This is a genomic window from Mesobacterium hydrothermale (genome assembly GCF_035818635.1).
Classification (GTDB): domain Bacteria; phylum Pseudomonadota; class Alphaproteobacteria; order Rhodobacterales; family Rhodobacteraceae; genus Mesobacterium_A; species Mesobacterium_A hydrothermale.
On record NZ_JAYLLH010000032.1, the window covers coordinates 13,985 to 40,283 of the forward strand.

The 26,299-nt window shown below is 61.7% G+C and carries 31 protein-coding genes and 1 riboswitch; of the genes, 19 read left to right on the forward strand and 12 right to left on the reverse strand.

Annotation, left to right across the window (positions count from 1 at the left end; all coding sequences use genetic code 11):
• Positions 1-258: 258 nt before the first annotated feature.
• The 8 genes from VK792_RS16735 to VK792_RS16770 all read left to right on the forward strand — a co-directional run bounded on the left by VK792_RS16735 (position 259) and on the right by VK792_RS16770 (position 7,992).
• Entirely contained in the window at positions 259-585 is a 327-nt protein-coding gene (locus tag VK792_RS16735) for a type II toxin-antitoxin system PrlF family antitoxin (protein WP_326299014.1), read from the forward strand.
• Positions 582-1,100 (forward strand): type II toxin-antitoxin system YhaV family toxin, encoded by a 519-nt coding sequence (locus VK792_RS16740; protein ID WP_326299015.1) that lies wholly within the window; start codon positions 582-584, stop codon positions 1,098-1,100. Before VK792_RS16735 ends, VK792_RS16740 begins: the two co-directional genes overlap by 4 nt.
• Positions 1,101-1,247: 147 nt before the next feature.
• Positions 1,248-1,400, forward strand: a complete 153-nt coding sequence (locus VK792_RS16745) for an antitoxin PaaA2 family protein (RefSeq protein ID WP_326299016.1) — start codon at positions 1,248-1,250, stop codon at positions 1,398-1,400.
• A 101-nt stretch (positions 1,401-1,501) separates the two neighbouring features.
• On the forward strand, positions 1,502-5,764 hold the full coding sequence (locus VK792_RS16750; protein ID WP_326299017.1) for a strawberry notch-like NTP hydrolase domain-containing protein: 4,263 nt from the start codon (positions 1,502-1,504) through the stop codon (positions 5,762-5,764).
• Between the two features lie 122 nt (positions 5,765-5,886).
• Complete coding sequence (locus tag VK792_RS16755; RefSeq protein WP_326299018.1) at positions 5,887-6,273, forward strand: DUF6878 family protein; 387 nt, start codon at positions 5,887-5,889, stop codon at positions 6,271-6,273.
• A 1-nt stretch (position 6,274) separates the two neighbouring features.
• Positions 6,275-6,736 carry a DUF6915 family protein gene (locus VK792_RS16760; RefSeq protein WP_326299019.1) on the forward strand — a complete coding sequence of 154 codons (462 nt, stop codon included), beginning with the start codon at positions 6,275-6,277 and terminating at the stop codon, positions 6,734-6,736.
• A gap of 100 nt (positions 6,737-6,836) precedes the next feature.
• The gene (locus VK792_RS16765) at positions 6,837-7,094 is read left to right on the forward strand and encodes a hypothetical protein (RefSeq protein WP_435404865.1); all 258 of its coding nucleotides are present in this window, start codon (positions 6,837-6,839) and stop codon (positions 7,092-7,094) included.
• Positions 7,095-7,263: 169 nt separating this feature from the next.
• Entirely contained in the window at positions 7,264-7,992 is a 729-nt protein-coding gene (locus VK792_RS16770) for a DUF736 family protein (RefSeq protein WP_326299020.1), read from the forward strand.
• Between the two features lie 396 nt (positions 7,993-8,388).
• Here VK792_RS16770 and VK792_RS16775 read toward each other — a convergent pair whose 3' ends face one another.
• Positions 8,389-9,558, reverse strand: coding sequence for a M48 family metalloprotease (locus VK792_RS16775; RefSeq protein ID WP_326299021.1), 1,170 nt, complete (start codon positions 9,556-9,558; stop codon positions 8,389-8,391).
• Between the two features lie 171 nt (positions 9,559-9,729).
• On the opposite strand from VK792_RS16775, the gene VK792_RS16780 reads away from it, so the two are divergent.
• Entirely contained in the window at positions 9,730-10,839 is a 1,110-nt protein-coding gene (locus tag VK792_RS16780) for a serine hydrolase domain-containing protein (RefSeq protein ID WP_326299022.1), read from the forward strand.
• Between the two features lie 12 nt (positions 10,840-10,851).
• Here VK792_RS16780 and VK792_RS16785 read toward each other — a convergent pair whose 3' ends face one another.
• Positions 10,852-11,073, reverse strand: a complete 222-nt coding sequence (locus tag VK792_RS16785; protein ID WP_326299023.1) for a helix-turn-helix domain-containing protein — start codon at positions 11,071-11,073, stop codon at positions 10,852-10,854.
• Position 11,074: 1 nt separating this feature from the next.
• Positions 11,075-11,611, reverse strand: a complete 537-nt coding sequence (locus tag VK792_RS16790; protein WP_326299024.1) for a hypothetical protein — start codon at positions 11,609-11,611, stop codon at positions 11,075-11,077.
• A gap of 68 nt (positions 11,612-11,679) precedes the next feature.
• On the opposite strand from VK792_RS16790, the gene VK792_RS16795 reads away from it, so the two are divergent.
• The 7 genes from VK792_RS16795 (at position 11,680) to VK792_RS16825 (ending at position 16,108) form a co-directional block, all read left to right on the forward strand.
• Positions 11,680-12,294 carry a hypothetical protein gene (locus VK792_RS16795; RefSeq protein ID WP_326299025.1) on the forward strand — a complete coding sequence of 205 codons (615 nt, stop codon included), beginning with the start codon at positions 11,680-11,682 and terminating at the stop codon, positions 12,292-12,294.
• A gap of 4 nt (positions 12,295-12,298) precedes the next feature.
• On the forward strand, positions 12,299-13,042 hold the full coding sequence (locus VK792_RS16800; RefSeq protein WP_326299026.1) for a MipA/OmpV family protein: 744 nt from the start codon (positions 12,299-12,301) through the stop codon (positions 13,040-13,042).
• Positions 13,042-13,392 carry a hypothetical protein gene (locus VK792_RS16805; protein ID WP_326299027.1) on the forward strand — a complete coding sequence of 117 codons (351 nt, stop codon included), beginning with the start codon at positions 13,042-13,044 and terminating at the stop codon, positions 13,390-13,392. The genes VK792_RS16800 and VK792_RS16805 overlap by 1 nt, the downstream gene beginning before the upstream one ends.
• 142 nt (positions 13,393-13,534) lie before the next feature.
• Entirely contained in the window at positions 13,535-14,056 is a 522-nt protein-coding gene (locus VK792_RS16810) for an SRPBCC family protein (RefSeq protein ID WP_326299028.1), read from the forward strand.
• 25 nt (positions 14,057-14,081) lie between these two features.
• On the forward strand, positions 14,082-14,435 hold the full coding sequence (locus VK792_RS16815) for a YciI family protein (RefSeq protein WP_326299029.1): 354 nt from the start codon (positions 14,082-14,084) through the stop codon (positions 14,433-14,435).
• 49 nt (positions 14,436-14,484) lie between these two features.
• Positions 14,485-15,672 carry an RNA polymerase sigma factor gene (locus tag VK792_RS16820; RefSeq protein WP_326299030.1) on the forward strand — a complete coding sequence of 396 codons (1,188 nt, stop codon included), beginning with the start codon at positions 14,485-14,487 and terminating at the stop codon, positions 15,670-15,672.
• A 25-nt stretch (positions 15,673-15,697) separates the two neighbouring features.
• Positions 15,698-16,108 (forward strand): DUF6326 family protein, encoded by a 411-nt coding sequence (locus VK792_RS16825; RefSeq protein WP_326299031.1) that lies wholly within the window; start codon positions 15,698-15,700, stop codon positions 16,106-16,108.
• 246 nt (positions 16,109-16,354) lie between these two features.
• On the opposite strand, the gene VK792_RS16830 is transcribed toward VK792_RS16825, so the two are convergent.
• Both VK792_RS16830 and VK792_RS16835 read right to left on the reverse strand, forming a co-directional pair.
• Complete coding sequence (locus tag VK792_RS16830; protein ID WP_326299032.1) at positions 16,355-16,687, reverse strand: type II toxin-antitoxin system RelE/ParE family toxin; 333 nt, start codon at positions 16,685-16,687, stop codon at positions 16,355-16,357.
• The gene (locus tag VK792_RS16835) at positions 16,687-16,962 is read right to left on the reverse strand and encodes a hypothetical protein (RefSeq protein WP_326299033.1); all 276 of its coding nucleotides are present in this window, start codon (positions 16,960-16,962) and stop codon (positions 16,687-16,689) included. Before VK792_RS16835 ends, VK792_RS16830 begins: the two co-directional genes overlap by 1 nt.
• A gap of 633 nt (positions 16,963-17,595) precedes the next feature.
• Between VK792_RS16835 and VK792_RS16840 the strand changes: the two genes are divergently transcribed.
• The 3 genes from VK792_RS16840 (at position 17,596) to VK792_RS16850 (ending at position 20,616) form a co-directional block, all read left to right on the forward strand.
• Positions 17,596-18,525 carry a DUF2493 domain-containing protein gene (locus tag VK792_RS16840; RefSeq protein WP_326299034.1) on the forward strand — a complete coding sequence of 310 codons (930 nt, stop codon included), beginning with the start codon at positions 17,596-17,598 and terminating at the stop codon, positions 18,523-18,525.
• A 530-nt stretch (positions 18,526-19,055) separates the two neighbouring features.
• The gene (locus tag VK792_RS16845) at positions 19,056-19,262 is read left to right on the forward strand and encodes a hypothetical protein (RefSeq protein ID WP_326299035.1); all 207 of its coding nucleotides are present in this window, start codon (positions 19,056-19,058) and stop codon (positions 19,260-19,262) included.
• Positions 19,263-19,890: 628 nt separating this feature from the next.
• The gene (locus VK792_RS16850) at positions 19,891-20,616 is read left to right on the forward strand and encodes an IS6 family transposase (RefSeq protein ID WP_435404867.1); all 726 of its coding nucleotides are present in this window, start codon (positions 19,891-19,893) and stop codon (positions 20,614-20,616) included.
• A gap of 113 nt (positions 20,617-20,729) precedes the next feature.
• Here VK792_RS16850 and VK792_RS16855 read toward each other — a convergent pair whose 3' ends face one another.
• The 7 genes from VK792_RS16855 to thiM are packed head-to-tail and all read right to left on the reverse strand — an operon-like array spanning position 20,730 to position 26,021.
• Complete coding sequence (locus VK792_RS16855) at positions 20,730-21,461, reverse strand: ABC transporter permease (RefSeq protein WP_326299037.1); 732 nt, start codon at positions 21,459-21,461, stop codon at positions 20,730-20,732.
• A complete protein-coding gene (locus VK792_RS16860) occupies positions 21,458-22,183 on the reverse strand; it encodes an ABC transporter ATP-binding protein (protein ID WP_326299038.1) in 726 nt (241 codons plus the stop codon). The genes VK792_RS16855 and VK792_RS16860 overlap by 4 nt, the downstream gene beginning before the upstream one ends.
• Positions 22,180-22,866: a thiaminase II gene (gene tenA, locus VK792_RS16865; RefSeq protein WP_326299039.1), complete on the reverse strand. Its 687-nt coding sequence runs from the start codon at positions 22,864-22,866 to the stop codon at positions 22,180-22,182. Before tenA ends, VK792_RS16860 begins: the two co-directional genes overlap by 4 nt.
• Positions 22,863-23,801, reverse strand: a complete 939-nt coding sequence (locus VK792_RS16870; protein WP_326299040.1) for an ABC transporter substrate-binding protein — start codon at positions 23,799-23,801, stop codon at positions 22,863-22,865. Before VK792_RS16870 ends, tenA begins: the two co-directional genes overlap by 4 nt.
• A 2-nt stretch (positions 23,802-23,803) precedes the next feature.
• Positions 23,804-24,616, reverse strand: coding sequence for a bifunctional hydroxymethylpyrimidine kinase/phosphomethylpyrimidine kinase (thiD, locus tag VK792_RS16875; RefSeq protein WP_326299041.1), 813 nt, complete (start codon positions 24,614-24,616; stop codon positions 23,804-23,806).
• A gap of 2 nt (positions 24,617-24,618) precedes the next feature.
• Positions 24,619-25,248, reverse strand: a complete 630-nt coding sequence (gene thiE / locus VK792_RS16880; protein ID WP_326299042.1) for a thiamine phosphate synthase — start codon at positions 25,246-25,248, stop codon at positions 24,619-24,621.
• Positions 25,245-26,021, reverse strand: a complete 777-nt coding sequence (gene thiM, locus VK792_RS16885; RefSeq protein WP_326299043.1) for a hydroxyethylthiazole kinase — start codon at positions 26,019-26,021, stop codon at positions 25,245-25,247. The genes thiE and thiM overlap by 4 nt, the downstream gene beginning before the upstream one ends.
• Before the next feature lie 43 nt (positions 26,022-26,064).
• Positions 26,065-26,154: riboswitch (TPP riboswitch) on the reverse strand.
• Positions 26,155-26,299: the final 145 nt, after the last annotated feature.

The following is a 26,299-nucleotide window of genomic DNA, read 5'->3' on the forward strand; positions in this document are numbered from 1 at the left end:
GATACATTGACAGTAAAGGCTTTCGGTGCCATATAGAGTGCGAGCGTTGAGACTGCGGGCACTATGCCTCCCCTCATTGCACAAAGAAAGCAAAAGCCCGTCGCATTGCGGCGGGTTTTTCAGTTTTCCAGCCCGACTCCGGAAAACCGTTTGATTGGCCGGTCGGTGACAGCAGACCATGCGGCTTGTCTTGACAAGGCAATGCAAATGCATTACCTATCGCAGGAAGCAAAGACCCTTTTCTTTCAGGAGACTGCCATGACAGTGCTCACACAAGATGTCTCGAAGCTCACTGATCGGTATCAGACAACCGTGCCGGCAGGTGTGCGCAAACAGCTCAAGCTCGGCAAGGGCGACCAGATTCGCTACTGCACCGAGCCGAGTGGCAGGGTCTATATCGAGCCCGTGCGCAGCGACGAGGATGATCCCGCGCTCGGCGCCTTTCTCGATTTTGTCGAGGCCGATATCAAGGCGCATCCGGACCGCATTCGGGCCTTCGATGGGGCTTTGCATGACCGTCTTGCAGCACTGGTCGGAGAGGTTGACATCGATCTCGATGCGCCGCTATCGCCCGAGGATGAATGAGCGGCGATAGCGTGCCCGCAGGGGCGCCCCTTGTCGTAAACGGATGGTCGATCTATGCGCATCCGCTCTTTCTGGACCAGCTCGAAGGGCTGATCGAGGAAGTTGAAGCGCGTAAGGCACGCGATCCAAAGACATGGCGCAAGAAAAACCCAACGAAACGGCTGGCCGCCATCTTCAAGCTGGTCACCGAGGCCATACCGGCAGATCCTGGTGCCGCCGCCTACCGGCAAGGCAGCACGCTCGGGGATCACCGCAAGCACTGGTTCCGGGCGAAATTCTTCCAGCAGTATCGGTTGTTCTACCGCTTCAACAGCGATGCCAAGGTCATCGTGGTGGCCTGGGTGAACGACGATAAGACCCTGCGCGCCTACGGCAGCAAGACGGATGCCTATGCGACGTTCAAAGGGATGCTGGAAGATGGAAATCCACCTGACAGTTTCGACGCGCTCTTGAAAGAAGCAGCGGCGGCGGGCAAGCGGTTCGAGGCGTCCCTGGACGCGGTACCTGATCGGTGAGCGGCCCGGTTAGCTGTGAACCTTACGGCCTTGCCGTTTACGGCACCACTGTGGGTGATGTAGCATCGACCCATAGCATAGTCGGAGAAAGCGCAATGGACCCAACGGGTAAGGAACAGCCGCACTTCGGTCTCGAGGAGCATTTCCGTGGCGGCTGATGTCAATTCGTATGACGCGTGGTTTCGCGCGCAGGTACAGGCCGCGCTGGAGGATGCACGTACGGGAACATCTCAGGTTCAGGTGATGCAGGCCGCACAGGCATTGATTGATGCGAAGCGGCAGATCGAACCCAAGTCCTGACCAAGCCTTGGAGGTCAGCGCGGTCTGATCCCGTCACTCTGAAAAGCGAAAGCGGGCTTTTTGTCCTTTGGAACTCAGACCCTGATCCAAAGGAAAACCGCATGACCAAGCCCAATCCGGCAAACCCGACTTTTTCAATCTCCGACGCTGATCTCGCCTCTGCGCTGGCGCAAATCGGCGCGGAGATCGACCACCAACCCCTGCGCAGTTCGGCGCTCGCGCGCATCATGCGCGAGACGTTTCATGGCAGCGATGCCGGCGGTGCCTGGGACTGGCGCATGGCCTATGACCTGATGCAGGCCGCGTCCGTCCAGGTGCTGCTGCGTGGGGCCGACGCGGCAGGTGACATCGCTGCTGCAAAGCTGCTTGCCTCACGGCTGCTGACGGAAACCCGCCGGTCAGAGCAGCAGATCCGGCTGCAGCAGTTTTCCACGCCGCTGGCATTCGCGGCCCTGACGGTGCGGGCGGCGGCAACACGAAAGGGCGAGACCGTGTTGGAGCCCTCGGCGGGCACCGGCGCCTTGGCCGCTTTCGCCGCTCGGGCCGGTGCCACGCTTGTGCTCAACGAGATCGAGCCCTTTCGCCAGTGCCTCCTGCGCGCGGTTTTCGGCGGCGAGGTGACGGGCCATGACGGCGAGCATATCGACGATCTGCTGCAGACACCGGTTTTACCCGACGTCGTGGTGATGAACCCGCCCTTCGCGTCCTCGGTCGATCGTTCCCGGGACAAACACATTGCCGCCAAGCACCTCATCGCGGCAGCAAAGCGTCTCGCGCCCGGTGGGCGGCTGGTGGCGATCATGCCGCCGGGGTTCACGTCTGAGCGCGATGCCGCGCATTGGTCGCGCGCCTGCGGTCTCCTGACGCCGCGATTGGCGTTGACGATGCCGTGGCAGGTCTACCGCAAGCTCGGCACCTCTGTCGAAACCCAGCTCATGGTCTTCGACAAGGTGCAGGAGGACGGCGAAATGATCCGCGCCATTGTCCGGGACTTGGATGACGCCCTTCCTTTTATCGACGCCGTGGCCGCGACCCGGCCCGAGGCGCGCCCCGTACAACAGGCTGAAGCAATCCCTCATGCTCGAGCAACCGTTCCATCTTCTGTTCCGCGCAAGACCGCCGCTGCGCCTGTCGCCGCCTCCAAACCCCGGGCGAACGTCGTCCGTCCGCTCAGCTTCACGAGCCTTCAGACCCCCCGTGACAACACGCCCGTCTCGGACATCTATGCGCGCTACCGGCCGCAGCGGATTGAGATCGCAGGCGCGCAGGAACATCCCACGCCGCTGGTCGAGAGCATCGCCATGGCCTCTGTCGCGCCACCCGTGCCTTCGGGTCCCGCCAGTTCGGAATTGCGCCTGCCTGCCAGGTTGATTGAAGAGGGACACCTCTCCGAGGCGCAGCTCGAGACCATCATCATGGCGCATGAGGCCCATGGGAGTGACCTGCCGGGGCGGTTCACCATCGATGACGACCAGACCAGGCTGACGCGCGCCGATGACGACCCTGACGCTCGGGCCTACCGCCTTGGCTATTTCCTTGGCGACGGCACCGGCTGCGGCAAGGGCCGCGAATGCGCGGGGCTGATCCTGGTCAACTGGCTCGCCGGGCGCCGCAAGGCGATCTGGGTCTCCAAATCCGCCACGCTTATCGAGGACGCGATCCGCGACTGGACCGATCTTGGCGGCTCGCCTGCCGACATTCAGCCGCTCTCCAAATGGAAACCGGACCAGCCCATCCCGATGGGCGACGGTATCCTCTTCGTCACCTATGCCACGCTGCGGTCCGCGGGCAAATGCGGCACCACGCGACTGAGCCAGATCCTCGCCTGGATGGGCGACGACTTCGATGGCATGCTGGCCTTTGACGAGGCCCATGCCATGCAGAACGCGGCAGGATCCGAGCAGGGCAGGGGGGTCAAACCCTCCCAGCAGGGCCTCGCTGGTCTGCGGCTGCAACTGGCAGCACCCCGGGCTCGCGTCTTCTACATCTCGGCCACGGGGGCCACGAGTGTCCACAACCTCGCCTATGCCGCGCGGCTGGGGCTCTGGGGGCAAGGCCCCGAATACCCCTTCCCAAGCCGCGAAAGCTTTGTGTCGGCGATGGAGGCAGGCGGCGTTGCCGCCATGGAGGTGGTCGCGCGCGATCTCAAGACGCTCGGGCTCTACACGGCCCGCGCCCTCAGTTTCGATGGCGTGGAGTATGACGTGCTCGAACACGCGCTCACTCCGGCCCAGATCGAGATCTACGACGCTTACGCGGGTGCGTTTCGCACCATTCACCACAATCTTGAAGCAGCACTGACTGCGACTGGCGTCAATGACGCCTCGGGCGAGACCAATGCCTCCGCCGCCCGCGCCTCGGCCAAGTCCCGTTTCGAGAGCACGAAACAGCGCTTCTTCAATCATCTCCTGATGGGCATGAAGGCGCCGACCATCATCCGCGCCATCGAGGAAGACCTCGCGGCGGGCAACGCTTGCGTCATCCAGGTGGTCTCGACAGGCGAAAGCCTGCTGAAACGCCGGCTTGAGACGATGGACGCCGACGACGAGCTCGTTGAGGGGGCCTTGACGCCGCGCGACTACGTGCTGGGTTATCTCGAGCAGGCCTTCCCGATCCACGCGCAAAAGCTCGTTGAGATTGACGGCAATATGGTGGCGGAACCCTTGCGCGATGAGACCGGTGCGCTGGTTGTCTCGCGTGAGGCCCTTGCTTTGCGCGACGCGGCCATGATGGAATTGATGACGCTGGCGCCGATCCCCTCGGCGCTGGATCAGATCCTCTGGGCCTTTGGCGACGAGGCCGTGGCCGAAGTCACGGGCCGGTCGATCCGACCTCTGAAGGCGGACGATGGCCACCTCTTCATCGAGAAACGCAGCGCCAGCAGCAATTCCTCCGAGACCCAAGCCTTCATGGACGGCGAGAAGGATATCCTGATCTTCTCCGATGCGGGCGGCACTGGGCGTTCCTATCACGCAGCACAGACGGCGAAGAACCAGAAGCGGCGGCGGCACTATCTACTGGAGCCCGGCTGGCGCGCGGACGCGGCCATCCAGGGGCTGGGGCGCACGCATCGCTCGGCGCAGGTCAGCGCGCCCTTTTTCCGGATCTGCACCTCGGATGTGCATGGCGAGAAGCGCTTCACCTCGACGATCGCGAAACGCCTCGATCAGCTTGGGGCCCTGACCAAGGGTCAGCGCGAGACCGGCTCGCAAGGCATGTTCCGGGAGGAGGACAATCTCGAAAGCCCGATCGCGCGGGCGGCGCTGCGTGGGTATTTCGCCGATCTTGCCGCCGGGCGCGCTGAGGCGATGAGCTACGAGAGCTTCACCGACTGGACGGCCCTGCGGCTGATCGACAAGGACGGGGTGCTCCTTGAGGAGCTTCCACCGATCCAACGGTTTCTGAACCGGGTGCTGGCTCTGCCCATCCAGATGCAGAACGCCCTTTTCGCGGAGTTCATGCGTAGGATCGCCGATCAGACCGAGCGGGCACGGGCCGCGGGCACGCTCGATCTCGGCGTCGAAACCCTGCGCGGTGAAAGGATCGAACAGGTTTCCACTGAGGATCTCTGGACCTGCCCGAAATCCGTTGCAGTGACGCGGATCATCGGACTGGAAGTCACCGACCCGGTCCACGTTCTTGGGGCCGAAGAGGCCATATCGCGCAATCTGGACAAGACCACGATGGTGAATCGCGCCTCCGGCCGCGCCGCGCTCATTTCGGCCCGCCCCATGCAGATGTATGACGAGGATATCGTGACGCTGATGCGCAAGGCGGTACGGACCAACGGGTCGAGCTACCTTGAGGAGATGCGCTTCGAGTCCTCGGCCTGGGAAGAGATCGGCAAGTCTGAGTTCATTCGGCTCTGGGATGAAGAGGCGGCTGCCCTGCCGAAGACCACCACAACCAAGCTCTATCTGCTGACCGGTCTCCTGCTGCCGATCTGGAAGGACATTCCGACCACCAATGAGCGCATCTACCGGGTCACGCCCGACGGGGCGACGGCCATGATCGGGCGGACGCTGAGCGAGGACGGGGCGGCCGCGCTGCGCGCCCGCTTCCTCGTCTCCGACCCGCAAACGCCGCAGGAGATGCTGACCGCAGCCCTCGGCACCACCGCGCCGGTCGATCTGGGCCGGGGTCTGACCCTGACCCGTCGCCGGGTCGCAGGCGAGATGCGCCTCGAGCTTAGCGGCGCGGACAAGGGCATGATCGAAAGCCTCAAGGCCCTCGGCTGCTTCACCGAGATCATCGCCTTTCAGCTGCGTGTGTTCCTGCCGCATGGGGAAGGGGTCGACACGGGGAGCATTCTGGCTCGGATCGTGGGGCAGAGGCCTGCCATCACGGCAGACCAAGCCGCCTGAAAAGTCAAAGGGGGCTTGGTGTCGGGCATCGCGGATCAGCGTTTGGCCCGTCTGCGCTTTCCGGGCGCGCGCTGACCAATGCCGCGCCCGGCCCCCCCAAATTCAGACAGGAGGACAGACCCATGACCAATCCCCAGATCGACTATGCCGCAATGGCGGCTCAGTGGCGTGCAGAGCGCGAAACCACCCTGAAAGCAACCCGAGCGGAACTGATCGCGCAATTGCGCGCGCTTGGCATCAACGAGGTCACCGCCGAATACGAAGGCTATGGCGACTCTGGCAATGTCGAGGATGTGACGGTTCAGCCAGCAGAGGTCCGACTGCCGGAGGCGCTTGCCACAGAGATTGGCGATTTCGCCTGGTCGCTCGCCTATCACCATCACCCGGGGTTCGAGAACAACGAGGGTGGCTACGGCACGCTGACCTGGGACATTGCAGCAGACAGCATCACCCTCGATCACGCCGACCGCTATGTCGAATGCTCGCACAGCTATGACGAGGGGCTGTGAGATGGCCCATCCGCTTCATCATGCTGAAAGCTCTGCCCGGAAATTCGGCGGGGTGCCGTCTGACTATCAGTCTGTGCACGATTGGTTTGACGCCTCGAAAGAGCATCTCGCGCTTTTCACGCACCGGGCCTTGCGTCACCATGCCCAAGGCCTGTTCGAGGCCGAACGTGTCTTCGGCCTATCTCTGACCAATAGCGCTGGTCGAGAGATCCCAGTGCGCTGGATCGGCGAGCAGCATGTTCGCGAAGACTGCCAGGGCCGCATCCCCAGCATGGCGGACTGGCTGCGACGGATCCAGCCCGAGCCATGGATGGCCAATGGCCATATCGACCGGCATTTCGGCGATGAGCCCTGCGGCGACCCAAGGGTTGCCTGGGCCTCCGAGGTCGCTGCCGGCCGAACGGTTCTTGGTCTGAAGGACTGGATGGAGGCGCGCGCGACGCAAGTCGCGCAATGTGCCTGACAGCTCCCGGCTCCTTATCAATCGAACGCTGCGCGGAAGCCCGGTTGGACGACCGGGCTTCTTGCGTCGTTTCCCCACCAATCTTGTTGAGGATGATCGCATGACACTCGAAGACATCAAGGCGGCCGTCGATGCCGGTCAGACCGTGCACTGGGCCAATACCGGCTACGTTATCCACAAGGACCGGCTCGGTCAGTACCTCATCACCTATTTGCCAAACGGCAGCTGCATCGGCCTGACCGACCGGAGCGAGCACCGGTTGAACGGAAAAGAAACGGAGTTCTTCGTCGCGCGATCGAAGGACAGCGCGGAAATCCGGGCAGCCAATCAAGACCATAGGGGTAGGGTAGGGGCGTAGCACCCGGAGGCGCGGGGGTATTCCCACTCGGACGGCAGCTCTGACCCGTAGGCGGGGCTGAAAGGAAAGCAGGCTTTCTGATTTGTGATCCCTCAAGGGGTCGAGAAAGCAATCCCGGATGCGCTGGCAAGAACGTCAGGCACCGGCCAATCCAAGAAGGAACTATCCCATGTTCGCAGGAACCCTCACCCGCAATGTCGAGACCGCCGCCGCCGAATACACCGGCACGATTCACTCGACGCGATTTGACATCGCCATCCAGCTTGAAACCCGCCCGAAGATGTCCGCGCGCAGCCCGGATTATGACGTGACGGCAGTCAACAAGTCGGGCCGCAAGGTGCGCATCGGCACGGCCTGGAATGAAACCGGCAATACCAGTGGCAACCCCTACATCTCGATGCAGATCGATGTCGGCCTCGGCCCTTTCCGGGTCAACGCGGTGCAGACGAAAGAGGCGCGCACGGCCCAGAGCGGCGAATTCGAGATCATCCCGCTGGTCTCGAACGGCCTGATGAAATCCGGTTCGATCTCGGGCGAGCTCACCGCCATGGACGCCGACAACGCTTTCACTGGCTACATCGCCAACATGATGTTCGATCTGGAGTTCATGCTGATCGAGAACGGCTACAAATCCGAGGAGACCCACCCGGATTACCGGATCGAGGTCAGCTCGCCCCGGGGCACGCCGATCCGCGTCGGCTCGGCCTGGATGGCCAAAAGCAGCCGCACCGCCAATGACTACCTGTCGCTGCTGATCAACACGCCCGATGGTGATCTGCGCGTGAACGCCGTGCAGAACGAAGAGCAGCGCGGCGGTCAGACCTTTTCGATCATCCCGTTCATCGACAGCGGTGAGCAGCCTCAGGACGCAGGCGCGGGACTGTCACTGGTTGCGTGATCGGCGCTTGAAACTGAACGAACTGAACCGAAAGGGGAGTCGTGGTGACACGGTTCCCCTTTTGCTGTGTCGTCGCCGTCTTTGTTGGCGCTTCAGAATCGCAGTTGTTCGTGTCTGCCGCAGCGAAGTCTTACTCTGAGCCCAACTTACCAAATGGTGCAGAATGCGCGGAGATCTGAAAACAGGTCCGACGCAGTCGTTCGCGGATGGTTCTCGGGCCAATCCACTGTTGTCGTGCTCCGTAGCGGGCATTTCGCGCGACTGCCAACCAAGCATGGAAGCGGCGCACGACGGGTGGCGTCATGCCGCGATGGGTTGCGAGTTGGTCAACGCTTCAATTGCTTGTAGTTGTTCGGTTGACCCGCATCGTCACCCCGCCAAAGACAGCGCCCAACCTCACTCGTGGTTCTCCAATTTCCACGCCATCGCCCAGCCAATGCGGCGTTCGATACTGGGATGAGAATAAAAGATCATCTCCTCCAGCCAGTGCGGCGAAGGCGCCCTGTAGTTGGCTGTGCGCATGAGTGCCTGGGCGAGGCCACCCGGTTCATTTGAAAGCTCCAGCGCGTAGCGGTCCGCGGAGGTTTCAAGAAGGCGGGAGTAGCTTGAGGTCAGGGGCGTTGCCAGGAACATCACCACTGTAAACAGGGCATATAGGATCGGGAAAGAACCTGGGTGCTCGATCCTTGCGACCGACAGGCCGGCGCGCTCCCATGGTATTGCACGAAAAAGGCGATCCGTTGAAAAGAATGCCAATCCGGCAAGAGCGCTGTAGAACACGAGCGTCACCAGAACGTGGTGTTTGACGAAGTGGCCGATCTCATGAGCCACCACGGCGCGGATCTCGGCCGGGTCTGCGCCTTGCTGGAACATGTTATCACTCAAAGCGATGCGCGCCGTTCCGAACAATCCGGACACGTTGGCGGTGAAGCGTTCGGACTGGCGGCTTCCGTCGTAGAGATGAATGGAGGCCGCCTCGATACCAGCCGCATCCGCAAGCTCCGTTACAGCCGTCAACACCTCGCCTTCCGGTGCCGGCGTATAGGTGTTCAGCAGAGGTTGCAGGACGACCGGTGCAAGGAACGTCACCACAAACAGGGCTGCTGCGGTCAGCCCGCTCGCCCAGACCCACCAATTTTTACCAGTGCGCCGCACAAGCCAGTAAATGCCTGCAACGATCAATGCGCCTACTAGTGCTGTCAGGACCGACAAAAGTGCCCACTGAACGGCCCAGTCCGCAAACGGCTGCTCGGAGAGGTCGAAGGCGCGTTCGCGATGCCAATCGACAAACGCTGTGAACGGCGACGCCATCACTGCGAGGGCAAGAAGGAAGACGAAGGCCGCCGAGAGCGCCGACAGATTGGGCCGGGCCTTCGTCGCGTTCAGCCCGTCCACGATCCGGGAGAGCAGGCGCGAACGGGCGATCAGTGCGCAGGCGAAAAGCGTCACAGCAAGGTTCGCGACCAAGATCCAATGGTTCCCCTGCGTATAGGCGACCGCGTTGGCAAGCTCATCGGCGGTGAGCAAGCCAAGCCAGTTTTGGGTTTCCAGTTCGACTTGCGTCATTGGTCAGTCCTTTCAAGAAGCGCGGACCGCGGTGAGTGGCACGGTCATCTAGGATCTAGACGAGACAAAAATTAAAGTAAAACATCAAATAATTATCCCTAAATATTGTAATCAGTGTCTCGCGGCTTTAGATCTGCGTCACTGCAAGCGACGTTTCAGGGAGAGAACAAAATGCCACCGATCAAGCAGCTGATGCCTGCGGTTCCTGGCTGGTTACACCTCCTTATGGCCTTTCTGGCACTTGGTGCCTGTGGGTCCCTTACGCCCGTATCACCCCCTGTCGTCGATCAGCTGAACCTCGCCGCCCTGTCCGCCGAGGTCGATGCGGGCGCCTTTGGTCGCATCGCCGCCGTCGTGGTGTCGCAAGGCGGGGCGGTGGTCTTCGAGGACTATTTCGGAAGCCAGTCGCCGGACGGCTTGGTAGATATGCGATCGGCCGGAAAATCCCTTACCGCCATCGCCGCGGGTATCGCGATCGAGGAGGGTTTGATTTCGGGCGTCGATGCGCCTGTCATCCCGGTTTTTGCCGATCGTGCGCCCATCGCCCATGATGGCGAGATCAAACGGTCCATCGTGCTGCGCGACCTGCTGACCATGCGGTCGGCACTTGATTGCAACGATTGGCGCCCAAGTCCCGGTAACGAGGAGCGCATGTATCGCACTCGCGACTGGACGCGGTTCGCGTTGGACCTTCCCGTCGATCCTAGGGCATCGCCAGCAGCTGGCGGTGCCTCACGGTTCAGCTATTGCACGGCAGGTGTCTTCCTGATCGGCCAGATGATCGAGCGCGAAAGCGGAGAGCGCTTCGATCAGTACGTCGCAAGCCGCGTTTTCGACCAAATCGGCGTAACCGATGTCGAATGGACCCGCTCGCTAAGTGGAGAAATCCAGGCCGGTGGCCAGCTGAGCCTCCGCGCACGCGACGCAGAGCGGATCGGTCGGTTGGTCCTGAACGAGGGTCGGTGGGACGGCGAGCAGATCGTCCCTGCAGACTGGGTTGCAGAAATGTTGACCCCTGCGTCGCGGCCAAGGCAGGACTTGTCCTATAGCTTTTTGTGGTGGCGCGCCGAGTTCCGCGTGGGTGCTTCCGACCGAACCGTCGATACCATGATGATGATGGGCAACGGTGGGAATATCGTCGCTGTCATCCCCGAATACGATTCTGTCGTTGTCGTTCAGTCGAGGAACTACAACACGCCCGGCGATTTCGAGATATCGCGCGACCTTATCGAACGGTTCGTTCTGGGTCGTCTGGCATACTCGGCCGCTCCGACACGGTGAGCGCGTGAGCTGCTACCCGACCTCGGTCTGTCCGCCATCGAACTCCAGAAGGTCGCCGGGTTGGCAGTCGAGTTCCCGGCAGATCGCCTCGAGGGTGTTGAACCGCACGCCGCGCACCTTGCCGGATCTGAGCAGCGAGAGGTTTTGCTCGGAAATGCCGATCCGGGCAGCAAGGTCCCGTGACGTCATTTTTCTCCGGGCCAGCATCACGTCGAGACGCACGATGATCGGCATCTCAGATGACCTCCCGGTGATCTTGCCAAAGCTCCGCGCCGAGGGCGAAGGCCTGCGCCATGAAGCTTGCGATCAGCGCCGAGAAGGCCACTGAAATCTGCGGTGTTCCGAAGGCGATGCTCAGCACGCGTGATCCTTCCGGGTAGCCCCAGGTCGCCGCGACAGAGGCAAGCGCCTGCGACGCCAGCCCCCAGGCCAGCATGATCCAAAGTAGATAGGCCACCCATCGCGCGCTTTGCACGGCAGCGGCGGGGTTCCCCTGACGAAGCTGCCTAAACAGGCGACGTGCGACAAAAAGCAAAGCAAGCCACAGGGCCAGATGCGCCCCCAGGATCGCGATCAGCGCCAAGGACTGCCAAAGCACAAGCGGCGCGGTCACGTATCCGGCACGATGCGCAATGCTTTCGGCCAGTTCGGTGGGAGACACCACGCTGGCCACGGCGCCGATGCAGGCGAATCCGATCAAGATTACGATCCCGGCCGTCATGATCACCTCGATCTTGCGGGCGGCGGCAAGCGTACGCGTGGCATCAATCATCTTTCAGCTTCCCCGTCCAAGAGTTTCATGTTTTGTATTAAATTATATACCCGAATCATTCAACAGGTTTGAGCATGACCACGTTACCCTCTTTGCGCACGCTGGCAACACTGGCCATCGTGGCAACCGCGTCTGCATGCGGCACAATGAACCCGGCAGGACTTGTCGCGGCGAGCCGCCTTGATCCCTTGAACACGCCGCCATCGGAGATCTCAGTTGCCGTTGGCGTCCCTGAAACTCTGCGACTTGAAGACGGAGACGCGGAATTCCGCATCGCTTTCCGCGGAGGATCGGCGGCCTCCACGATCATGCTGGAGGAGGTCGCGCCCCTAAGCCTGTCAGTGGCCGGTTCCGAAGGCCCGCGCCCAAGCACATCGGGTGAGACCGTCTATATCGCGCGTATCGCGCCGGAAGACGCAGGCCGCATTTCGGCCGTGCAGCAGGAAATCCGTGATCTGCGCGCGGCGGGAACGGACGGAGACGGTTCGCTGACGGTCAGGGTCGTCGGCGGCTGTTTTGTCGGTGCGCGTCCGGAGGTGATTTCGGTCAGCACCTGGCTCCAGACCGATCCTTCCGATGGTTTCGTGCAGCTGACGCGTCGCCAGGATGTGACGCGGGCAATCGGTGCCCGCGATGCTGCGATGTTGATGTCGCAGCTCAGCCCCTGTGCGTCGGAGGAATAGCGCAATGAAACTCGGATACGTTCTCGTCGCACCCGTCCTCCTGGGCCCGGGCTTTGCCGTCGCACAGCAAGCAACAGAGGGGGCAACGCTCACCTTCGGTGCAGGGGTGGTTGCGACCTCCGGCTTCTATGTCGGGCAGGATGATGAAGTCCTTCCCTTCCCGGTCTTGATGGTGAGCCACGGAGATTGGACCGCCGATCTCGCGCGCGGGATCCGCTACGCTGCCCTTTCGACCGATAGCACGCGGGTCGAAGTTGGGCTTGCTTACCGTTTTGGTCCTGATTTGCCCGAAACTGCGCTCTTTGATGGCTTGGACCGCGACGGAAACGTCGAGCTTGTCGCGTCCCTCGCCCATGCGTTCGATGCCTTCGACATAGCGGCGGAAGTCGGCGCGGATATCTCCTCCGTCCATGACGGGTTTCGCGCGGACCTCTCGGTTGGCCGGACGATGGCGGTCGGTCTTTTCCACGTCGGAGGGCGCCTTGGCGTCGAGTACTTCGATGCTGATTTCGGCAACCATCTTTATGGCGTCAGGCCGGACGAGGCCACCGCCTCGCGGGGGCCCTATTCGCCCGGTGAAACCCTGACCCCAAGGATCGAGCTTTCTGCCGCACTCCCGTTCGAGAACGGCGCGTCGCTGGTCGGGTTCGTCGAATACAGGCGATTGCCGGATGCGGTCACGGGCAGTCCGCTTGTCGCGGACCGGGACCAGACGAGCATCGGTTTGTCGCTGATGCGGAGTTTCTGATGCTTCCCAAGCGCATCGAGACGCTCAAGACGTCCCTTCTTGCCATTGGAATTCTGGCAGGCTGCACGGCAGAGCTGTTCCACACCCCATCCGAGTTGCGTGGAGTGTGGGAACTCGACGACCATGGCCGCATCCTCGTCATCTCCGAACGCAGCCTCTCGGTCTATACCGATACGGGCGGGAGTTGCATGTTCGATTACAACGACGACTTCGCTGGGCCACGGGTCGCGGAGTGGGAGGCAGTATTGTCGGCCGACCGCAAAACTCTGCAATTCCGCGAGCATGGGTCGGATATCCTGATCTCCGCAAGCCGCTTGGCCGAAGTGCCGGATCGTTGCGTGATACGCTGATGATGCCAGTTCGAAGCCCATCCAGCCCGTGCAAAGACCCGTGTGTCAGGAAAATCATGTCCGCCTGTCCAAATCTGCGATGCCCATCCGTCATGGGGGTGAAGGTACTCAAGCCTTCATGCAGAATGGAGAATGGAACACCATGACACTCACGCAAATCCTTATCGGCGGCATCAGCGGCCTTGCCGTTCTGGCCGCCGGGACGATTCTGTTCCTGCCACGGGAGGTTACCGTCACCCGCACGGGCGTCGTGCCGGCCGCACCCCAGGAAATCGTCGCGCTCGCCGCGTCGAACACGGGCTACCAGCGGTTCAACCCCTACCTGTCCAGCGATCCCGACCTGCGGATCGAACCCTTCGGTCCGGAAAGCGGCGTCGGGTCCGGCTTCCGGTTCGACGGACGGGACGGGAAGGGCCAGCAGACGGTCGCCCGGGTCGAGGACGAGGCCGTGCATTACGACATCGACCTGGGCCCGCTGGGGCAACCGACCCAACGCATCAGCGCGATTGGGCAGGGCGACATGTCCGAGGTGACATGGGCCATGCATGCGGATCTGGGGTTGAACCCCATCGCCCGCGTCATGGGCCTGTTCATGGACCGAATGGTCGGCCCGACCTTCGAGCGCGGCCTTCAGAACATGGCCGCCGAATTCACCCGAAGCTGAAGCAACGACCAAGAGGACCAGACCCATGAACTACACATTCCTTCTCTACTCTGACCCGACCGGGTTTGCTGACATGACCGAAGACGACTGGGCGCGCGAAAAGGAGGTCTACGGCGCCTATATCGGCGCCTTGCAGGAGGCCGGCGTCTTCGTCTCGACCGATTGGCTCCAGCCGGCGATGACCGCCACGACGCTTTCCGTGCAGAACGGCAAGACGAGGATCGAGAACGGACCTTTCGCGGAAACCACGGAAACCCTCGGAGGCTACTTCGTCATCGACGTGCCCGACCTCGACGCCGCGATTGCCTGGGCCGAGAAATGCCCGGCTGCGCAATACGGCAAGGTGGAAATTCGTGCCACCGCCATGGGGGGCGACTGAAACCGTGACACGATCCGCTGTCATCACTCACGGAACAGCGGAGGCGCGCGTGGCCCAGGTTGCGCGCGCCAGTTATGGTCGGCTGATCGGTATACTATCGGCTCGGAATGGAGACATTGCCGCCGCCGAAGATGCGCTGTCCGATGCGCTTCAGGCGGCGCTGGCTACGTGGCCGGACAGGGGGGTGCCTGACAACCCCGAAGGCTGGCTGGTGCGCGTGGCCCGAAACCGGATGACCGACGCCCACCGCCGCGCACTGAAACAGCACCCGCTCCCGATCGAGGAACATGATTTTACGGTTCCGGATTCTTACAAGATGGAGACCGCAGATCCGCGTTTGCCGCTGCTGTTCGTCTGCGCCCATCCGGGTATCGCCGAACCGGCCCGCGGCCCGTTGATGCTGCAGGCCGTTCTGGGCTTCACGGCGGCCGAAATCGCGCGTGCCTATGTCAGCTCTCCCACCGCCATGTCGAAACAACTGGTGCGCGCGAAAGAGCGCATCAAGGCCAATACCATCCCGTTCCGCGTCCCGGAACCCGAGATCAGGGCAGAACGTCTTTCGGACGTGATGGAAGCGATCTACGGCTGTTACGCCCTCTGCTGGCTCGACGGGCCGGAGGCGGACAGCATGCAGCGCGAAGCCGTCTACCTTGCCGACCTGCTTGCTTCGGAAATGAACGACGACCCGGAGGTACTGGGCCTGTCGGCGCTGCTTGCTTTCCTGCATTCCCGCCGCGCGGCGCGGCTTCGGGATGGTTGCTACGTCCCTTTGGCCGAGCAACCGACCGAGCTTTGGGATCACGATCTGAGCGCTGCCGCCGATATGCGGCTGAGACAGGCCTTCCAACTCGGACGTCCCGACCGCTTCCAGATAGAAGCCGCGATCCAGTCCGTCCATGCAGCGCGCGCCCGCACCGACATGACCGATTGGTCGGCGCTGCTGTCGCTCTACGAGGGTCTGATCCATTTCGCGCCGACCTTGGGCGCATATGTCAGCCAAGCCGCCGTCGTCGGAGAGGTCCACGGCGCCGAGGCAGGGCTGGTGGCGCTCGAAAAATTGGCCGATCCGCGTCTTGAGCGATTTCAACCCTATTGGGCGACCCAGGCCCACCTGTTGGCGCAGTCCGGTGCCCTTGCGGAGGCGCGCGACGCCTATGATCGCGCGATCTCGCTTGCGGTCGCACCGGGAGCCAGAGGCTTCCTTGTCTCGGCGCGCGCTAAGCTCGACCAGCCCTGATCCCAACACTGAAAGGATGACCAAGATGAACACCCTCGCCGCGCGCCGGAACGCGCTCTCCTCGCTCTGGGCCTTCGTCGCGCTCAACATCGCCTTTGCCGATATTCTCGGCCTCTACACGCCCGGCGTCATTCCCGAGGTCATCGACAGTGTCATCGAAGGCGTCACCATCACCCAGAACATGATGCTCATCGCGGCGGTGTTCATCCAGATACCCGTCGCGATGATCGTCGCGATGCAGTTCCTGCGACTTCGCGCATGGCGCACAGTCAACATCTCGGCCGCTCTGGTGACAGCCGTTTTTGTTGTCGCCGGCGGGTCCATGAAGCCCCACTACATCTTCTTTGCGAGCTGCGAAATCGTAGCGCTGCTTTCGATTGTCGTCCTGGTTTGGCGTGCTCCTACATCGGAATGGGCCGACGCGGAAAGCGCGTAATGGGCGGACGCGTTGGTTATCAGAGGAAAGCCTCGGTTCAGGTTTATAACGACCTGTTCGCCGGATCAGAGTCTTATCCACCGGAGGCGTGCAACTGGCGTGCAACCTAAAGTGAGGGTCGGGAACGCGCACGAAAGCCCTGCACGCATACGCAGCAAACTCACTCTTTCTCCGCATCTTGTCCGTTCAACTCGAGCGCAGCGAAGGTCCGGTCTACAATTTCCCCGTCACTCCAGGGGTCTAAGGTTAGTCAGCGAACACCTGTCTCGCAGACGCCAGTCGTATCCAATCCCGGCCGCCGAACGCGATAAGAGCGAGATATACCTGCCCGGCGTCAACATCCGGTTTGAATACGATGGTCAGTCGCTGCCCGGCGCCTCCATGGCGTACGAGCCAACCATCCAGTTTGCCGCTGAGTCGAGCACCAGATGTTGGGTTTGTAGAAATTTCTTGGATAAGGGCATCGATTTCATCGAGGCGACGGCTTGCTGCTGCAACGTCACCGTCGGTCACCTCGACAATATGATCAACTATACCGATAATGTCCCGTTCGACGAACGGATGCCTAACAAAACGCATCAGGTCTTTTTGGCCATCGCGGCAAGATGCGCCCGTGCGCCTGCAGTGACTTTGGAGGCTTCACCGACGGGTTCCCAGTGGTCGAGTGGCAGGGACAGGCGGCGTTCCAATTCTGCCTCAAAAAAAGACCGTTCACGATCCCGCTCTGCCTTGGCTTTGGCCAATTCACCCGAGACCGCCGCGCTCACATTGGGGTACTCGCCTGCTTCGACCAGTTCCCTTGCGAAGGTGTAGGCGGTGTCGGTAAAACTGACAGATTGCTTTTGAACGCTCATGGCAAACTCCTCGGTGCTCCAATAGACTACCGAGTTTTTCCACATCTGGCAAGCTGATCAGGCTGATCAGGCTGATCAAGCGAAATACGTCAATAGCCTTGCGGCCTCCCCTGCTTGTTTGCCATGTCGCAGGGGAGAACGGCCCTTCGGTCCGTCGCGCATTCGGCCATGCGGCCTCACCGCGGCGTCGCACCCGGCATCCCGGTTTGCCCACCTTACGAGCACGTCCCTCCCCGGCCGCTCCGCCGGATTGCGCTCTGGTCTGTTTTGCGGGGCAAAACGATCCCGCCGCTGCATCCGTCTCCCGCGTCCGGTCGGGCCGTTTGCCTGCTCGTGTCGGGCAAACCTACCGTCAAAACACACACACATGAGTGTGGAAGCATATCCTCCGGATGGCCCCCAAATCAGCCCGCGTTAAGGATCGCAAAACTTTTCGGCGAGGGCGGGGTCTGTGGCGTTGGGCGGTCCCGTGCGTGAGCGCGCGCGTGTGTCGGGTGCTGCGCGCGGAAAACTTTTGCGCCCGGCAAGCCGGCGGCTGCGCCGTCCCTGACCCGGGCAGATTCGGAAACCAGGCATTCGGCCATGCCCCACACTCACGTGGAGGCCTTGGAACCGAACACTGGAGATAAGAACATGGCTTACGACACCGCAAACACCTACGAGACCATTGAGCTTTTTGGACTGACCGAGAAGGACGCACAGCTGCCGATCCCGGAAGATCACATCCTGACCGACCGCGTCATCCGCGAGAGCTTCGAGGCTCTGCTCGGTCCGCTGCGCGGGACTGGGCTCGAGGCAGAAATCGAACCGCTGGCCCATGGGCTCGCCACCATCCTGCAGCGCCGCAAGGTGGCACTCGGCGAGGAGGTCGACCGCACCGCCGACAAGATCGGCGCGCTGGCAAAATCCCACGACGGATCGGAGATCGCCGAGACCGCGATTGAGGAGGCGCAGGCGCGCTTTGTGCAGCTGCGCGAGATTGTCAGCGCCATCGAGGTGATGAGCGAGGCAGCGGCGGAATGCTACGAGATCGAGACGGGCCACGCCTTCATCCCGGCAGCCGGGTCGCGCGCAAGCGTCCGGGCGAAAGAGACCGGGGCGGTCTTCGAGGCGCGGCAGCTCCTGGAGCAGCACGACCGCGAGACCGCCGAGAAATCGAAAGTCGAGGGGGTGCCCCTGATCGTCTCAGGCGCCACCGACTGGACCGATGTCGATGTGATCTTCAACACGCTCGACAAGGTTCGCGAACGGATCAAACAGAACCGCAACCAGGAGATCTTCCTCTGCCACAAGGGTGGCAAGCACGGGGCGGAGATGATTGCGGCTCGGTGGGCCCGAGCACGCGGGGTCGCGCAAGCGCGCTTCGATCCGCGCTGGTCCGCGCATGGGCGGGCGGCACCGTTCAAGTGCAACGACGAAATGCTGGACGACAAGTTCGCGGCGACGGGGGTTGTTCTCTTCGGCGGCAACGGGGTTGCGCTGAACCTCGGGCAGAAGGCGGAAGCGAAAGGCCTGACGGTCATGCGGGTTGCTGACCCGGCGAAGAAGACTGCGCAGGATTGAAGAGAGGGGGTCGCGCTTGGCGCGGCCCTTTCGTCATGTCTCATGGCGCGTGCGATCGGTCATGCGCGATCGGCAGTCTGCGGCGGCCAGCACCGTTATCCCTCTACCCAGTCCGTCAGAGTGCGGCCCATCCGCATCGGTAGGGGCTGGGGATGGTGCGCCCCTCGCACATCGTCAGCAGCGCAAGACCGAGGGGTCGAGACGTCGCACATGAGGCTGAATACCTGCACAACCGTCGGGTGGTGTTTCGGAACATCGCATCCTCGCGGGCGGGCGTCATCAGCACCCCAGCCAGGTTCGGCAGGACGTAGCGGATGGTGGCGACTGCGTGATGGCACAGGTCAATCGGGTCCCTCCTTTTTGCTATGCATGTGGATCGCACGGGGTCGGCCCGTCCGTGCCCTGCGCTTCGCTTCGGCAAGCACAAATACGGCTTCCACGGCGGAGCCGCGGACCCTCCGCATTTGCGCTTGCGACCGGGCCTCTTGCCCCGTGCCGGGTGATCCCCATCGCAACAAGGAGTAACCCAAATGACCAACCACTACGTCGCCACCGTCCCCGTCAAGTTCACCGATACCGATGGCCAGGAGCGCACCCGTTTTCAGCGCGTGGGTGCGATGTTCCGCAACACCCGCAACGAGGACGGCTCGGAGTTCTTCAGCCTCAAGCTCGACTTTCCCGTCGCGGTTTCGGAGCTGGTGATGTTCCCGCCGAGTGCGAAAGATCCCCAGGACTAAATCCTCTGACGAGGATGGGCCGCCCCCCGGGGCGGCTCGATCCCTGTTCCAGGGATGCCGGTTCCGGCACGAGTGATCCCAACAGCGATCTCTCGGGTGCCGGTCCCTGCGCGATCAAGGGACGCACTCCGCCCGGAAGGACCAGGCCGAGACAGACCGGCCAGTCAGCCTCAAGGGGGCCATCCACAAAAACAGGCAGGCCAGGGCCTCCCGGTTTTTGCGGCAGAGATTTGTCGGAGCCAAATCTGGCGCTCCTTGACCCTGCCTGTCCGCCCTGTCGGTGGGGTTTGCGCCCGCCCGCGGTTCCGTCCGAACACTTGGCGTTCGGCCAGACCTTCGGGCGGGGTTGGCGGACGGGACCCCTAGGACAGGTGGGTCGCCGGGTCATGAGGGGAGGGGCCCGCGTCCCTGCGGGCCGCGGGGGAAGCGGACACCAAGGCTGCCTGAGCCTGAATGCCACGTAAGTATATAATTGACAGCTTGATATAATATCGTAAGGTAGAGACAGCCTTGGTGGAAGGTGGCAGGAAATAGGAGGTCTTTCTTCGCATGTCTCGCGCAAAACGCCTTACAGATGGGTCTGTTGCATTAACGGGCCTGTCGCTGCAGGTTTTGTGTGTTCATGATGATGGAGGAGCCGATGGCGCAACGCAAGAACCCGTTCAAACGTCATCGGTTCCCGCGTGAGATCATCCTTCTGGCGGTACGCTGGTACTGCCGCTACCCGCTGTCGTGCCGCGACGTCCGTGACTTGCTGGCCGAGCGCGGGGTGACGGTTGATGCCTCGACGATCCACCGGTGGGTCAGGAAGTTCGGCCCAGAGATCCGCAAACGGGCCTACGGCGCCCATCGGTCCTGGCGCGGGCTACAGTGGCATGTGGATGAAACCTATATCCGCGTCGGAGGCCGCTGGTGTTACCTGTGGCGAGCGGTGGATCAGTTCGGCCAGCTGATCGATTTCCGGCTGACGACAAAGCGAAATGCCAAGGCGGCAAGGGCCTTTATGCGACAGGCCCAGGAAGCCGTTCGTCTCTATCACCCGTTAACCATAGTGACGGACAAGGCTCACAGCTATGCCAAGGTGATCGGCGAGATCAACGCCCGGCTCGGGCCGGAGGATGCGATCCGGCACGTCGATCGCAAGTACCTGAACAACAGGATCGAGAGCGATCATGCCGCGCTGAAACAGCGATTGCGCCCGATGCGCGGGTTTCAGACCATGGCTGGAGCCAAGGCGGCCCTCGCCGGGATCGAGACCTTCCGCACGATCCGAAAGGGCCAATTCGAGAACTGCGAGCCCGGAGTTGCAAACGAGATCGACTTCGTGGCTAAACTTTTCCTCAAAGCCGCGTGACAGGGGGGCTGCGACTATTACTCTGCGCTTTCGGCGTTAATGCAACAGACCCTGAGCTCAGCACTACCAATGCTGCGCTTTGCTGGAATGACTGGTTCCATTGTCGGCGCGGTCTAATTCCATCTCAGCCGCTTCGCCGCCACTTCAACCAACAGGTACAATAGAACGGTCATAGCGGCGAGTGTGATCAGGCTGGCAAACATCAGATCGGTCTTCGCGCGCCCGTTGGCGAGAAGCATCAGATACCCCAGGCCTTTGGACGCCCCTACCCATTCGCCGATCACTGCTCCTATGGGCGCGTAAACGGCTGCGAGTTTCAGCCCAGTCCCAAGCGATGGCATCGCATGGGGTATTCTGATCCGCCGTATGATCTGCCATCTCGTCCCATTCATCGTCTGTGCCATATCCGCAATGTCGCAAGGCACCCGCATAAGCCCGTCATAGAAGGCGCTTGTCACGGGAAAGTAGATTATGAGCACCGCCATCACGATCTTGGATGCCATCCCATAGCCGAACCAAAGCGTCAAAATCGGGGCAAGTGCGAACACCGGAACGGCTTGAGTGAAAATGAGCATGGGCATGACCAATCGGTGCAACCGGTCCGACGTTGCGAGTTGGATGGCTGTCACCACTCCAAATACCGCACCGATCACAATGCCTGCCGCAACTTCGCCTGCTGTGACCAAGGCGTTCTCTCCGATCAGCGACCGGTTCTCCCACCACGCTGTCGCGACACGCCACGGCGAGGGCAGAATGAATTGTGGCACGCCTGTCGCCCAGACCGCAGCCTGCCAAAGGATCAGGCCAAAGCCGATGGCACCGAATGCGTAACAAATTCTGTTCATCGCGCGCCGCGCAGATGGGAAAGCAATGCCGCCTGGCATGCGATTGTTTCAGGCGCATATTGATCGCGAACGGGAAAGGTGTTTGGCGGCTGCCACAGATTTGCGCCCATCGGTGTCAGCACCACAATTTGATGGCCCAAGCGAACGGCTTCAGCTGGATCATGGGTAACAACGAGGACGGTTTTGCCCTGCAACATGCGGGCCGAAAGCTCCTGCATGTCCGCCCGTGTGCTGGCATCGAGCGCAGAGAAGGGTTCGTCCAGCAAGGCGACGGGGCGATCTTCCATTAAGGTGCGCGCCAGTGCTGCGCGTTGGCGCATGCCGCCGGATAAAGCAGATGGCGGTTTGCCGCGATGGGTGGCAAGGCCGACGCGATCCAAAAGATCATTGGCCAAGGTGACGTCGGGCGCGCTGCCGCGCAACCTTGAGCCCAGAACGACGTTTTCGTACACGCTGAGCCAGGGGAGCAACAGATCAGATTGCGCCATGAAGCTGATCCGGCCGTCCAGGGGTTTCGCGTCGGAGGCCGTGATCTGCCCCCGGAATTCGCCCGCGCACTCCAATCCCGCAACCAGCCGCAGAAGCGTAGATTTGCCGACACCGGATCGCCCCAGAACGCAGGTCCATTGCCCCGCTGGCAGTGTCAGATCAACCGGCGCAAACAGGGGCTGGCCCGCAAGTTCGTGATGACCGGACACGTGAATTGCGGGCGCTGCGCTCACGCCCCACGCATTCCCATGTCCCAGAACGCAGCCTCCAAACGGGTAGCCGTTGTGAAGCGGTTTTGAAGCTGTGCCCACCGGCGCGCGCTGTCCGGTGCATCTCCGATCCGGCGCACCACAGCCGCGTCGATCATCTGCCCGACGCGTTTCATCACGCCTTGGTATTCATCATCCGCATATGTTTCGATCCAATCGCGGTAGGGCGTCTCGCGGGCGGCGGACTGTGCCAGCCTCGTCCCGATTTCGCCATAACCAAAGCAACAGGGTGCAAGCGCCGCCATCAGATCAAGGAAGTCCCCCTGAAGCCCCGCATCCATCACGTATCTTGTGTAGGCAAGGTTTTCGAAATCTTCGGTTGCTGCAAACAAAGCCGCTTCGTCGATGCCTTCATCAGCACAGGTTTTGACGTGTAGGGCCATCTCGTGATTGACCAATGCATCGACCGTGACGGCGCAGACTCTCATCTCATCTAGCGTTTCCGCTTTGACGACCGCAAGCGACCATGCGCGCGCAAAATGCACAAGGAACACGTAGTCCTGGGTCAGGTAATGCAGGAATGCGGCGCGGGGTAAAGTGCCGTCGCCCAGACCGCTGACAAAGGGATGACCTGTGTAGCTATCCCAAGCGTCAGGGCAGCCTGCGCGCCACAGGGCGAATGTTGTGCCGTAGGGTTGATTGGTCATGGCGCGGTTACATCAATGGCGATGTCCGACACAGGGTTGATGGAGGGGATCAGGCCCGCCTCATGCAGGAAGGCTTCAAACGCGGCGTAACGTCCGACATCCATGGCGGTTGGGCGCAACGCAAAACGAGGCAACGTGTCGGCCCAGGCGCGCTCGTTCAGCTCGTCCTGTAGCTCTGGTGCTGTGGCTGAGAAAATCTCCCACGCCTCTTGCGGGTGGTTGATGATGTATTGGGTGGCCTGTTCCGTTGCGGCCAGAAAGCGCTGGATCATATCGCGGTCCATAGTCTCGGAGTTTGCGACATAGATCAGCTCATCATAGGACGGCAGGCCTTCCTCTTCGACGTAGAAGCACCGGCCCGGCACGCCTTCAATATCCATCTGGTTCAACTCAAAATTCCGGAACGCACCGATCACGGCGTCTACTTGACCCGACATGAGCGACGGCGACATTGACCAGTTCACGTTGATCAATTCCACATCGTCTAACTCCAACCCATGGGTAGTCAAAACATGCCCCAGCACGGCCTCTTCGACACCACCGACGGAGAAGCCAATTCTCCCGCCTTCGAGGTCTGCAGGAGACTCGATGGGGCCATCCGCCAGCACAAGCAAGCAGTTCAAGGGCGTTGCGACAAGCGTGCCGACCCGTTGGAGGGGCAGCCCTTCGTGGATTTGCAGATGAAGTTGCGGCTGATAGGAGATCGCCAGGTCGGCCTGACCCGCCGCCACCAGCTTTGGGGGATCGGATGGATCAGCGGGGGCGATGACCTCAACCTCAAGGCCAACATCGCCGAAATACCCCTGTTCCTGGGCGATGATTATGGGCCCGTGGTCTGGATTGATGAACCAATCCAGCAAAAGGGTCATCTGATCCTGCGCCCAGAGCGGAGCGGCAAAGAGAGAGATGGCTGAGGCGAGTAGGATAGATTTCATGATCAGGTCTCCTGTGAGCGAGGGAGTAAGGTGGCAAAGTGGTGGGTGGGTCCGTGCCCGGATCCGACAGTCAGGTCATCAGCACGGGCAATGGCCGTGTTGACGTAGGTTTTGGCGGCGGCGACAGCGCGCTGAATGTCGCCGATTTGGGCGATGTGCGCGGCCAAAGCCGACGATAGGGTGCAGCCGGTGCCATGGGTGTTGCGCGTCGCCGTACGTGTGCCTTCGAACCACGTGACGTCATCGGCAGTGACCAGACAATCCGGGCTCGCCGCCCCGCTGAGGTGGCCCCCTTTCATCAAAACCGCCTTCGGCCCCATTTCGCAAAGCGCGTGCCCCTGCATCTGCATGGCGTCCCGCGACGCAGCCGGATCAGCACCAAGCAGATGGGCCGCTTCCGGCAAGTTTGGCGTAAGGATCGTGGCCAGGGGCAACAATCGTTCGCGCAACACCGAAATGGCGTCGGGCTGCAACAGGGCCGCGCCGCCTTTGGCGATCATCACAGGATCAAGCACAACAGGCACGTCGCGGTCTTGCAGCGCAGTTGCAACGGCGTTCGCGATTTCGGCGTTGGCGATCATCCCGACCTTGACCGCGTGGACGTGGATATCGTCGAACACGGTGTCGATCTGGCTCTGCACAAAGGCGGGCGGCACGAGGTGAATACCCCGCACGCCTTGTGTATTCTGCGCCGTCAGCGCCGTCAGCGCGGCCATGGCAAAGGCACCATTTGCAGAAATCGCTTTCAAATCCGCTTGGATGCCCGCCCCGCCTGATGGGTCCGAGCCCGCGATGCTAAGAACATTTGGGATCACGTCTACACCTTTGTCTGGTTAAATTCCTGAGCCGCCGCTTTGGGGTCGTTTTGCCCGCAAATGGCCGACACGACAGCTTGCCCGTCTGCGCCTGCCGCAAACACTTGCGCCTGATGCACCGCCTTCAAGCCGCCAATCGCGACGTTCGGCGAAGAGGTGAGGGCCACCAACCGCGCCAGCCCGTCAAACCCAATCGGGGTTGCGTGATCTGTCTTGGTCGCGGTCCCCAAAACGGGCCCCAACCCAAGGTAATCCACGACGCCCGGGTCGGCGGCCTGAACTGTTCGCGGCGTTTCGCACGACAGACCCAGAATTTTGTCCGGCCCCAACAGCGCCCGTGCGCGCTCGGGCGAAATGTCACCCTGACCAATGTGGGCGCCATCCACATCCGCCTTCACGGCTGCAGCCACATCATCGTTGATCACCAGGGGAACCCCCGTCCCGACCAGCGCGGCCTTCAAAGCGCAGGCCATGTCAACCCGCTCTGACGTGGTTGCATCCTTGGCGCGCAGTTGCACAAAGCTGACGCCCCCGTCCACGGCCTGCTGTACCGTCTGGACAAGTCCGTGATGGCTGCACAAAGCGGTATCGGTGACCAGATACAGGCGCAATTGGGCGCGAAGGTCCGTCATGCGCGGATCACGCCCGTCAACTCATCGGGTGTTGTCGCGTACAGCGCGTCAAGGAAATGCATCTGAAAACTGCCCGGACCGCGGGCGTGTTGCGCCGCTTTTGCTCCGGCCACTTTGAAGTGAGCGAGTGTGGCAAGGGCTGCATCAAACGCGGGGCCGCAGGCGGCATACGCCCCCATCAAAGCAGTTTGCGAACATCCAAGCGCTGTAACCTTGGGCATGATGTCGGAACCGCCCGCAACGTTGGCCGACTGCGCCCCGTCCGTCACGAAATCAACCGGGCCGGTGATCGCAACCACGCTGCCGTATTCCTGCGCAAGGGAGGTGGCCGCGGCTTGGGCCGCACCGACGCTATCGCCACTATCGGCCCCTTTGCCCGCCCCCGTTTCCCCGGCCATCGCCAGAATTTCAGAGGCATTCCCACGCAGGATCGTGGGCCGCAATGCCATCAGCTTTTGAGCCGCGTCTTTGCGGTAATCCGAGATGAAATGCGCGACCGGATCCAGGACCCAAGGCACATTTTTCTCACGGGCTGTGCGTGCGGAGGCCACCATGCTCTCAACCCATGGCGTTGAAAGCGTGCCGATATTTATCGTCAACGCGCCACAAATCGGGGTGAAATCCGCAGTTTCTTCCGGCGCATGGACCATCGCGGGTGATGCGCCCGCCGCAAGGACCACGTTGGCCGCGATATTCATCGCCACATAGTTGGTGATGCAGTGCACCAACGGGGTATTATCACGTAAGGATTTAAGCAGGTCTTGCGCGGACACGACGTCTCCTTTTTCAGCGGAAAAGGAGTGTGCGTTCTTGTCACGTCCAGAACATCTACCCTCCCTCCGCCAGCATTATCTGGTTCAGGTTCAAAGGGTACTTCTCAGCCTTACGACGCCCCCGGTGGTGCCGTGATAGATTGATCAGCCAGGCGCGTCAAACATCTGATTTGTGGAGCATGCGAAGGCAGCTATTAAGAAGGGACTGTTGCATTAACTCTTATTGTCGGTCAGTTTTTGGCATTTGAGGATGAGTATGCTGCGCACATCGCCGTTCA